Origin of the sequence: Kitasatospora sp. NPDC058170, from assembly GCF_042883905.1 — a bacterium.
Taxonomy (GTDB): Bacteria; Actinomycetota; Actinomycetes; order Streptomycetales; family Streptomycetaceae; genus Kitasatospora.
In genome coordinates this window covers 28643-39549 of record NZ_JBHVUV010000049.1, presented here as the reverse complement: position 1 = coordinate 39549, position 10907 = coordinate 28643, and the positions used below count along the sequence as shown (strand labels likewise).

Sequence of the window (10907 nt, the reverse complement as noted above, 5' to 3'; positions counted from 1 at the left end):
CCCCGGGCCCGCGCCCGGCGGCCCGCCCGGCCACGCCGGCGGCTCCGGCCGCCCCGGCGGCCGAGTTCTCCTCGCCGGCTCCCGCCGGTGACGCCGCCCCCGCCGCCGAGCGTCCGGCCGCCCCGGCCGCGCGTCCGTCGTCGGCGGCTCCCGCCGCCGGTGCCGGTGCCCGTCCGGGCCCGCGTCCGGCCGGCCCGCGTCCGGGCAACAACCCGTTCACCTCCGGCAGTGCGACCGGCATGGCCCGCCCCGGCGACCGCCGTCCGGCCGCGCCGGGTGCGCGTCCGGGTGCCGGTGCGCCCGGTGGCGAGCGTCCGCCGCGTCCCGGTGGCGACCGTCCGCGTCCGGGTGCCGGTGCGCCCGGTGGCGAGCGCGCCCCGCGTCCCGGTGGCGACCGTCCGCGTCCGGCCGGTGCCCCCGGTGCCGACCGTGGCGCCCCGCGTCCCGGCGGCGACCGTCCGCGTCCGGCCGGCGGCCCCGGTGCCCCCGGCGCCGGTGCCCCCCGTCCGGGTGGCGCCCCGCGTCCCGACGGCATGCCCCGTCCGGCCGGTCCGCGTCCCGGCGGCCCGAGCCCGTCCGGCATGCCGCGCCCGAACCCGGGCATGATGCCGCAGCGTCCGGCTCCGGGCCCGCGTCCCGGCCCCGGTGGCCGTGGTCCCGGTGGCCCCGGCGGCCGTCCGGGTGGTCCCGGTGGCGCCGGTGGCGCCCGTCCGGGCTTCGCCGGTCGTCCGGCCGGTCCGGGCTCGCGTCCGGCCGGTGGCTTCGGCGGCCCCCGTCCCGGTGGCGGTGCCCCGGGTGGCGGCGGCGGCTTCGGCCCCCGTCCCGGCGGCTTCGGCGGCCGTCCCGGCGGCCCGGGTGCCCGTGGTGGCACGCAGGGCGCCTTCGGTCGTGGCCCGGGCGGTCGCCCGGCTCGCGGTCGCAAGTCGAAGCGGGCGAAGCGCCAGGAGTACGAGGCCATGCAGGCCCCGTCCGTCGGCGGTGTGATGCTGCCCCGCGGCAACGGCCAGACCGTTCGCCTGTCCAGCGGCGCCTCGCTGATGGACTTCGCGGAGAAGATCAACGCCAACCCGGCCGCGCTCGTCTCCGTCATGTTCAACCTCGGTGAGATGGTCACCGCGACCCAGTCGGTCTCCGACGCCACGCTGCAGCTGCTGGCGGACGAGATGGGCTTCGTCCTGGAGATCGTCAGCCGGGACGACGAGGACCGCGAGCTGCTGGAGTCGTTCGACATCGACTTCGGTGCCGACGAGGGCGACGAGGACCAGCTGGCCCCGCGCCCGCCGGTCGTCACCGTCATGGGTCACGTCGACCACGGTAAGACCCGACTGCTGGACGCGATCCGCAAGTCGAACGTGGTGGCCGGCGAGGCGGGTGGCATCACCCAGCACATCGGTGCCTACCAGGTGGCCACCGTGGTCAACGGCGAAGACCGCCCGATCACCTTCCTCGACACCCCGGGTCACGAGGCGTTCTCCGCCATGCGTGCCCGTGGTGCCAAGTCCACCGACATCGCGATCCTGGTGGTCGCGGCCAACGACGGTGTCATGCCGCAGACGGTCGAGGCGCTCAACCACGCCAAGGCCGCGGGTGTGCCGATCGTGGTCGCCGTCAACAAGATCGACGTCGAGGGCGCCGACCCGACCAAGGTCCGCGGTCAGCTGACCGAGTTCGGTCTGGTGGCGGAGGAGTACGGCGGCGACACCATGTTCGTCGACATCTCCGCGCGCCAGGGTCTGAACATCGACCAGCTGCTGGAGGCGGTCGTGCTGACCGCCGACGCCTCGCTCGACCTGCGGGCCAACCCGGACCAGGACGCGCAGGGTATCGCCATCGAGGCCCACCTCGACAAGGGCCGCGGCGCCATGGCGACCGTGCTCGTGCAGCGCGGTACCCTCCGCGTCGGCGACTCGATCGTGGTCGGCGACGCCTACGGCCGCGTCCGCGCGATGCTGGATGAGAACGGCAACAGCCTCAGCGAGGCCGGCCCGTCCCGCCCGGTGCTGCTCCTCGGTCTCACCTCGGTGCCCCGCGCCGGCGACAGCTTCATCGTCGTCGACGAGGACCGCACCGCGCGTCAGATCGCCGAGAAGCGCTCGGCCCGTGACCGCAACGCCGCGTTCGCGCAGCGCCGGGTCCGGGTGTCCCTGGAGGACCTGGACAAGGCCATCGCCGCCGGCGAGATCGAGCAGCTCAACCTCATCATCAAGGGTGATGTCTCCGGTTCCGTGGAGGCCCTGGAGGACGCGCTCGTCAAGCTGGACGTGGGCGAGGAGGTCGAGCTCCGCATCCTGCACCGCGGTGTGGGTGCGATCACCGAGTCCGACGTCAACCTGGCGATGGGCTCCGACGCCATCATCATCGGCTTCAACGTGCGCGCCGAAGGCCGTGCGCGTACCGCGGCCGACAAGGAAGGCGTGGACGTCCGGTACTACTCGGTCATCTACCAGGCGATCGAGGAGATCGAGTCGGCCCTCAAGGGCATGCTCAAGCCGGAGTACGAGGAGGTGCGCCTCGGTTCCGCGGAGGTGCGCGAGGTGTTCCGTTCCTCCAAGTTCGGCAACATCGCCGGCGTGCTGGTCCGCGAGGGCCTGCTGCGCCGCAACGCCAAGGCCCGCCTCATCCGCGACGGCCGTCTGGTGGCGGAGAACCTCTCCATCGAGGGTCTGCGCCGCTTCAAGGACGACGCGACCGAGGTCCGCGAGGGCTTCGAGGCCGGTGTGACCCTGGGGTCGTTCAACGACATCAAGGTCGACGACGTCATCGAGACCTACGAGATGCGCGAGAAGCCGCGCGGCTAAGCAGGGCTCACCGGGGCCGGTCGACGGGTGGAATTCCCGTCGACCGGCCCCGGTCTCGCTGTGTAGGGTCCTGGGGTAGTCAGTTGGAGCATTGACCAGCCCGGTTCAGGGCTGTCCCCGAGGCCCCCAGGTCGGCGAGACCTGTCATACATGTTCGTGGGAACACTCACCTTCGACCTGCTGCTGGGCGACGTCCACTCGCTCAAGGAGAAGCGTTCGATCGTGCGGCCCATCGTGGCCGAACTGCAGCGCAAGTACAGCGTGTGCGCTGCCGAGACCGGGAACCAGGATCTGCACCGCAGGGCCGAGATCGGCCTCGCGGTGGTGTCCGGCGAAGCCGGGTACGTCACCGAGATCCTGGACAGCTGTGAGCGGTTGGTCGCCGGCCGCCCCGAGGTTCAGCTGCTCTCCGCCAGGAGGCGCTACCACAACGACGACGATGAATGAGGTCTGCGGAGAGGGCCGGCGGAAGTCGCCGTTCTCACACAGATCAGGACCGAGAGCGCCCACAAGGCTGGGCGCGGGCCGGTACTTTGGGGCATGGGCCCCGACGGGTGAGCGATCGACCCGGATACCCGGCCCACTGCACGAGGAGGCAACGTGACCGACACCGCAAGGGCGCGCAAGCTCGCCGACCGCATCCAGGTGGTCGTCGCCCAGACCCTGGAGCGCAGGATCAAGGACCCGCGCCTGGGGTTCGTGACCATCACCGACACCAAGGTCACCGGCGACCTGCGCGAGGCCACCGTCTTCTACACGGTCTACGGCGACGACGCCGAGCGCGAGTCCACGGCCGCCGCGCTGGAGAGCGCCAAGGGCGTGCTCCGCTCCGAGGTCGGCAAGCAGACCGGGGTGCGTTTCACCCCGTCGCTGACCTTCGTCGCGGACGCCCTGCCGGAGAACGCCCGGAACATCGACGACCTGCTCGACCGGGCCCGGCAGATCGACGCGGCGGTGCGCACCACCGCCGCCGGCGCGACCTACGCCGGTGACGCGGACCCGTACAAGGTCCCGGGCGCCGAGCGTGACGACGAGGACGAGTAGTCATGGCAGGTGAGCCGGCGAAGGCCGGTTCGGTAGCCGGAGCAATCGCGGGGGCGTCCTCCACCAGCACGGTGGAGGGTGCCCTCGCGGTGCTTCCGGGGCCGCGCGCCGAGGCACCCGGCTTCGAGCTGGTCTGGCAGCAGGTGGTCGCCGAGATCGGGCGCGCCCGGTCCATCGACCTGATCTGCCACATCTGCCCGGACGGCGACGCGCTCGGCTCGGCCCTGGCGGCCGCGCTGGCGCTGCGCGGGCTCGGCCACGAGGTCCGGGTCTCCTTCGGTGACGACCCGCAGATCGTGCCCGAGTCGCTGGCCTTCCTACCAGGCCAGGAGCTGATCGTCCCGGCCTGCGAGGTGCCCGACGTGCCGGAGCTGGTGCTCTGCTTCGACGTGGCCGCGGAGAGCCGGCTCGGCCTGCTGCACGACAAGGCCTTCGCGGCGCCCGTCCTGGTGGTGTTCGACCACCACGCCTCCAACCCCGGCTTCGGCACCCACCAGCTGATCGACCCGAGCGCCCCGGCCACCGCCGTCCTGGTGGACGAACTGCTGCGCCGGCTCGGCGTGGAGCTCGACCAGGACCTCGCCACCTGCCTCTACACCGGCGTCGCCACCGACACCGGCTCCTTCAAGTACGCGGCCACCACCCCGGCCACCCACGAACTCGCCGGGCGGCTGCTGGCCACCGGCATCCGGCACGACCTGATCTCCCGGCGGCTGTGGGACACCTCCTCCTTCGGCTACCTCAAGGTGCTCGCCCGCGCGCTCGACCGGGCCGTCTACGAGCCCGGTGCGGCCGACGGCCTCGGCCTGGTGTGGACCTGGGTGCCCTACCAGGACATGGTGCTGTTCAGCGTCACCGTCGAGGAGATCGAGGGCCTGATCGACATCGTGCGCCGCCCGGCCGAGGCCGAGGTCGCCCTGGTGCTCAAGCAGGACCCGGACGGCACGCTGCGCGGCTCCTCGCGCTCCAAGGGCGCGGTGGACGTCGCCACCGCCTGCGCCGCGCTCGGCGGCGGCGGGCACACCTACGCGGCCGGGTTCTCCACCCGGGACGACGTGGCGGCCGTGGTGGAGCGGTTCCGCGGCGCGCTGCGGCCCGCCAACTGATCAATTCCCAGAGAAAGAACCCGATGAAGCGCAAGGGAACCGGCCCGGACGGCCTGGTCATCGTCGACAAGCCGGAGGGCATCACCTCGCACGGGGTGGTCGCCAAGCTGCGGTGGCTGGCGGGCACCCGCAAGGTCGGCCACGCCGGCACGCTGGACCCGATGGCCACCGGCGTCCTGGTCATCGGCATCGAGCGGGCCACCCGGCTGCTCGGCCATCTGATGCTGACCGCCAAGACCTACGAGGCGACCGTCCGGCTCGGCCAGACCACCGTCACGGACGACCGGGAGGGCGAGGTCACCGCCTCGGCCCCGGCCGACGGCGTGACCCGGGAGGCGATCGACGCCGGCATCGCCGCGCTCACCGGCGAGATCATGCAGGTGCCCTCCAAGGTCAGCGCGATCAAGATCGACGGCAAGCGCTCGTACGCGCGGGTGCGCGAGGGCGAGGACTTCGAGCTGGCCGCCCGGCCGACCACGATTCACTCCTTCACCGTGCACGGGCAGCGCGCGGCCGTGGCCGAGGACGGCACGCCCGTGATCGACCTGGACGTGACCGTGGAGTGCTCCTCCGGCACGTACATTCGGGCGCTGGCCCGCGACCTCGGCGCCGGGCTCGGCGTCGGCGGCCACCTCACCGCGCTGCGGCGCACCAGGGTCGGCCCCTACGGCGTGGAGTCGGCGCGGACCCTGGACCAGCTGGAGGAGGCGGTGAAGGGCGAGTCCGCCACCGGGCTGGAGGTGCTGCCGATCGGCGAGGCCGCGGCCGCCGCCTTCCCGCGCTGGGACCTCGACGCCGAGCAGGCGAAGCTGCTGTCGCACGGCGCGCGGCTGAAGGCGCCCGGGCTGGGCGTGGACGGGCCGATCGCGGTCTTCGGGCCGGACGAGCGGTTCCTCGCCCTGGTGGAGGAGACGGATGGCCGGGCGAAACCGGTCGCGGTCTTCGTCGGCTGAGGCCCCGCGGGAGTCGTGAGCCCCCGGTCGCCGTCCTCGGACGGCGGCCGGGGGCTCTTCGCTGGGCGGTTCACCCGGGCGTCCGCCGGGCGGTTCACCCGGACGGGGGAGCGCGCGAGGTGAACGGCGGTGGTGACCGGCGCAGGCGCGGTCGGGCCGCGCCGGGGAGGGGCAGGCTCCCGGCGGCGAGCAGGTCGCCGCGACGAGTCCCCTCCCGGGCCGCCCGGCCCTGCGGGGAGGGCTGCGCGAGATGCCGGATTTCCTGGACGGCGACGGGGTGACGGGCGATCCGGGGCGGTACCTGCTGCGGATCCGCGACCTCGGCGGACGGCTGCACGGGCTCGGGTTCGTCGTCGACCCGCAGGGCACCGTGCTCACGGCGTACGAGGGCGTCGCCGGCCTCGACCGGATCGTCCTGCACACCCCCGGCGGGCAGACCCGGGTCCTGGGCCCAGACAGCGTGCTGGCGCTGCCGCAGCACGGGCTCGCGCTGCTGCGCACCGACGCGGTCGGCGGGCTGCCGGTACCGCCGCTGCCGATCGCGGTGGCCGGCCCGGGCCACCAGGTCGCGCTGGCCGGGCTGAGCGGGGAGGGCGAGCGGGCGGTGGCCCTGCGGGCCGCGGTGCTGGGTACCACCACCGTCGTCCACGCGCCCCGGGGGGAGCGCGGTCACCCGGTCGACGGGGTGCTGCTGCTCGACCTGTCGGCGGTCGGCGCGGCGGCCGCGGTACCGGCCGGGGCGCCGGTGCTGGACGCCCGCAGCGGCGCGGTGGTCGGCGTCGTCGCGCCCTCGCTGGCGGGCCCGCAGACCGGTGGCCCGCAGACCGGCGGTGCGCTGACCGACGGTGCGCTGACGGCGGTACCGGCGGCGGGCGGCGGGCCCGGGGAGATGGCGCCGGAGCTGGCCGAGGCACTGGCCCGGAACGCGGCGGGCGTGCCCGGGTACGGCCCCGCGCTCAACCTGGCCGGGGTGCTGCGGCTGGCCGCCGTGCAGCTGGCGGCCGCCGGCGCGGGCCCGGGGAGGGTCGCCGCCCTGGCCGCCGACCGGGTCGACCGCCCGGACGGGCCGCCCGCGGAGGAGCCGCCGCAGCCGCTCACCGCACTGGTCGGCGCCCCCGGGAGCGGCCGGACCACCGAGCTCGCCGCGCTCGCCGTCCGGCGGACGGCCGGTGTCCGGCCGCTGCCCACGCTCTGGCTGCGCGGCGCCGACCTCCGCCCGGAGGACCGCTCGCTCGCCGACGCGGTCGGGCGCGCGCTGGCACCGGCCGCACTGGAGCTCGGCACGCCGCCACCGCCGCCGCCGACCGAGGTGGCGGCGCTCTGCGCGGCGGCGGGGCGGCCGCTGCTGGTGGTCCTGGACGCCCCGGAGGAGGCCCCCGCCCCGCTCGGGGCCGCCTGGCTACGGGCCACCGCGCAGTGGCTCGCGGCCTGCGGCGCACGGCTGCTGACGGCCTGTGGCGAGGAGGCCTGGGAACGCCTCGCCGAGGAGGGCTGCGACCGGACCGCCCCCGACGGGCCCGCGGCCGCCGCCGTCCACCGGCTCGGGCCGCTGCCCGCGGAGGCGGCGGAGCGGGTGCGGCGGCGCTACGGGGTGCCGCCCGGCTGGACGGCCGAGGCGGACGCACGGCACCCGCTGGCCCTGCGGCTGGCGGGGGAGCTCTGCGCGGAGGGGCTGACCGGGGAGGCCGTCCGGCGCGGCGAGCTGTTCGCGGCCCATCTCGACCTGCGCTGCCTGCGGGTGGCCCAGCGGATCGCGGCGGACGGGCAGCAGCCCCGCCGCCCGGGCGCCCACCGCAGGGGCGCCACCCGCCCGGCGGGCCGCGGGCCCGGCCGGGCCCGGCGGCTGGCGGCGGCGGTGGCCGGGCGGGTGCACGAGGCCGCCCGGCGGATGCTCGGCGCCGGGCAGGGCGGCCTGGACCGGGCCGCCTTCGAGGAGCTGTTCCCGACCGCGGGCGGCTGGGCCACGGCGGTACTCGCCGAGGGCCTGTTCGTCCCCGCCGGGCCCGGCTACCGGCTGGCGCACGGCGAACTCTCCGACTGGCTGCAGGGCCTGCACCTGGACCTCGACGCGGCGCTGCGGCTGCTGCTGGGCGAGGCCGAGGACACCAGGCCCGCCGGGGAGGCCCGGGGCGTGCCCAGGCACCGGATCGGCCCGGTGGCGGCGGCCCTCCAGCGGCTGGCCGAGACCTGGGGCGCGCCCGCGCTGGACCTGTGGCTGCACCGGCTCTGGCGGGCCCTGGACCTGCGCCCGCCCGGCAGCGAACCCGCCTGGTGGGCGGGCGGCCTGTTGGCCGCCGGGCTGGCCGCCAGCCCGGACGTCGGCGAACACCGCGCGCTGCTGGCCCAGTTGGCCGGCCGGATCGCCGAACGGGCCGCCACGACAGGCGGGTTCGAGCAGCTCCCGGCGGCCGGGCTGGGCCGCTTCGGCCCGGCGTTCTGGACCGGCCTCGGGCTGCCCGCCGGGCCCGAACTGGCGCTGCTGCGCCGCCTGGTCGCCGCGGACGGGCCCGGACAGCCCTTCCTCACCGCGGTCGCCGACCGGCTGCGCACCGACCCGGCGGCCGTGATCCCGCAGCTCTGCACCTGGTTCGACGACCCGCACGGCCTGCCGGCCCGGCCCGGCACCACCGTCGCCGACCTGGCCCACGACCTGCTGTACGCCCACCGCAGGCTCGCCCTGGACGACCTGACGGAGGCGCTCGCCGACGCCGCGCACCCGAGGGCCGACGCCCTGCTGACCCTCCTCGCCGCCGAGGAGCCCTCCGCGCTCTGCCGGGCGGTGGACCGCTGGAGCCACGACCCGCGGCCGGAACGCCATGTCGCCGCCGCCGTCCACGCGCTGCGCACCGCCCCGCACGCCAGCGGCGCCGGCCGGGAGCTGCTGCGGTACACCGCGCAGACCCTGCTCGCCCGGGAAGCGGAGCCGGGCCTGCACGGCGCCGCGCTCGCCCTGCTGCTCCAGGACGGACCGGCCGGGGCGGCCCACCTGCCGGCCGCCCTCGCCGTCTACCGGCGCGGCGAGGACCCCTTCCTGACCGCGCGGGCCCTGGCCCCGGCCCTGGAGAGCGACCCGGAGGCGGTGCTCGCCGCCCTCGCCGACCGGCTGCCCGAACCCGGTGCGGCGGTCGCCGAGGCGCTGCGCGTCCTGGCCGACGCCCGCGCACCGATCGCCGCCCGCCGGGGCGCCGAGCTGGCCGGGCGGCTGCTGAGGGAGTGTCCGGGCCTGGCCGGGCCGATCGCGGTCGACTACCTGGGCCGCCGGCTGGCCCGGGGCGGCGCCGAGGGCCCGGCCGCCCGGCTGGAGCTGCGGCTGCTGCTGGGCGGCGCCCTGGCGGCCCGTGCGCCGGCCGTGCGCCGGCCCTTCGCGCAGGTACTGGCGACCCCGGTGCCCGGGACCGCCGCGGACGCCCTGCGGCGCGACCTGCTGGACACCCTGCTGGCCACCGAGGGCGATCCGGCGGTGCTCACCGCCGCCCTGGAACGGCTGGCCGAGGGCTGCGCCGCCGACGGGCCGCCGGAGCGGATCCGCGCCCTGGTGGCCCGGGCGGCCGCCGGACTGCCCGCGGCGGACGAGGTGCTGGTGCGCTGCGCCGACCGCTGGCCGGCCTTCGCGCTGCTGCTCGCCCGGTGGCCCGGGCAGGCCGCCCCGCCCCCGCCCGCCGGGCCCCGGCTGGACCGGCTGCGGGCCCTCGCGGCGGCCGGCCACGACCCGCGGTACGCCGCCGCCGAGGCCGGGCGCGAGCCCTCGCCCGGACCGGTACCCGGGCCCGCGCGGCCCGCCGGACACCCGGCGGTGCGCCCAACCCGCCTTCCGGTGCCGAAGCAGGGCCAGACGCATGGCACGCTATAGGGGTTCGGGTTTTGAGCGTTTGAGCGTACAGAAGGTACGCGCCGTACGGAACAAGGAGCGGTCAGGGTGCAGCGCTGGCGTGGCCTGGAGGAGATCCCCGGTGACTGGGGACGCAGCGTCGTCACCATCGGTTCGTTCGACGGTGTGCACCGCGGACACCAGCTGATCATCAACCGGGCGGTCGAGCGCGCCCGGGAACTCGGCGTCCGCTCGGTGGTGGTCACCTTCGACCCGCACCCGAGCGAGGTCGTCCGCCCGGGCAGCCACCCGCCGCTGCTCGCCCCGCAGCCCCGCCGCGCCGAGCTGATCGAGGCGCTGGGCGTGGACGCCGTCCTGGTGCTGCCGTTCACCGCGGAGTTCTCCCAGGAGGCCCCGGAGACCTTCGTCCGGCAGGTCCTGGTGGACGCGCTGCACGCGCGCACCGTCATCGAGGGGCCGAACTTCCGCTTCGGGCACCGGGCGGCCGGCAACGTGGCGCTGCTCGCCGAGCTGGGCGCCTCGGCCGGTTTCGACGTCGAGGTGGTCGACCTCCAGGTGAGCGGGGAGGCGGGCGGCGGCGAGCCGTTCTCCTCCACCCTGACCCGGCGGCTGGTCGCGGCCGGCGACGTGGCGGGCGCGGGCGAGGTGCTGGGCCGTCCGCACCGGGTCGAGGGCGTGGTGGTGCGCGGTGCGCAGCGCGGCCGCGAGCTGGGCTACCCGACCGCGAACGTGGAGACCGTGCCGCACAGCGCCGTCCCCGCCGACGGTGTCTACGCGGGCTGGCTGACGGCCGACGGCGAGCGGATGCCGGCCGCGATCTCGGTCGGCACCAACCCGACCTTCGACGGCACCGCCCGCACGGTCGAGGCCTACGCCATCGACCGGGTGGGCCTGGACCTGTACGGGCTGCACGTGGCCGTCGAATTCCTGGTCTACCTGCGCGGGATGGAGAAGTTCGACTCCATCGAGGCGCTGCTCGACCGGATGGCCGACGACGTCAAGCAGGCCCGCGAGCTCACCGACGCGGGCTGACCCGGCCGACCCGCACAGCGCGCAGGGGCCCGCCGACCCCCGCGTTTCCGAGCGGTCGGCGGGCCCCCGCGGTGCGGGGACTTCGGGGGGCGGTGTCTTTTAAAAAAAAACCAGCCCACCAGACAGGTGGAAAACTGGGATTGCG

The 10907-nt window shown here is 76.0% G+C and carries 7 protein-coding genes; all 7 read left to right on the top strand.

All coding sequences use genetic code 11. The annotated features are described in order from the left end of the window. On the top strand, window positions 1-2798 hold a 2798-nt coding region (gene infB, locus ACFVVX_RS35570; protein WP_387951979.1), incomplete at its 5' end, for a translation initiation factor IF-2. A gap of 150 nt (window positions 2799-2948) precedes the next feature. After that, window positions 2949-3245, top strand: a complete 297-nt coding sequence (locus ACFVVX_RS35565; RefSeq protein WP_030397729.1) for a DUF503 domain-containing protein — start codon at window positions 2949-2951, stop codon at window positions 3243-3245. A gap of 153 nt (window positions 3246-3398) precedes the next feature. Next, window positions 3399-3842 carry a 30S ribosome-binding factor RbfA gene (gene rbfA, locus ACFVVX_RS35560; protein WP_387951977.1) on the top strand — a complete coding sequence of 148 codons (444 nt, stop codon included), beginning with the start codon at window positions 3399-3401 and terminating at the stop codon, window positions 3840-3842. Window positions 3843-3844: 2 nt separating this feature from the next. Beyond that, on the top strand, window positions 3845-4948 hold the full coding sequence (locus ACFVVX_RS35555; RefSeq protein WP_387951975.1) for a bifunctional oligoribonuclease/PAP phosphatase NrnA: 1104 nt from the start codon (window positions 3845-3847) through the stop codon (window positions 4946-4948). Window positions 4949-4971: 23 nt separating this feature from the next. Continuing rightward, a complete protein-coding gene (truB, locus tag ACFVVX_RS35550; RefSeq protein WP_387951973.1) occupies window positions 4972-5901 on the top strand; it encodes a tRNA pseudouridine(55) synthase TruB in 930 nt (309 codons plus the stop codon). A gap of 250 nt (window positions 5902-6151) precedes the next feature. Then, window positions 6152-9751: a trypsin-like peptidase domain-containing protein gene (locus tag ACFVVX_RS35545; RefSeq protein WP_387951971.1), complete on the top strand. Its 3600-nt coding sequence runs from the start codon at window positions 6152-6154 to the stop codon at window positions 9749-9751. 66 nt (window positions 9752-9817) lie between these two features. Further along, entirely contained in the window at window positions 9818-10762 is a 945-nt protein-coding gene (locus ACFVVX_RS35540) for a bifunctional riboflavin kinase/FAD synthetase (RefSeq protein WP_387951969.1), read from the top strand. Window positions 10763-10907: the final 145 nt, after the last annotated feature.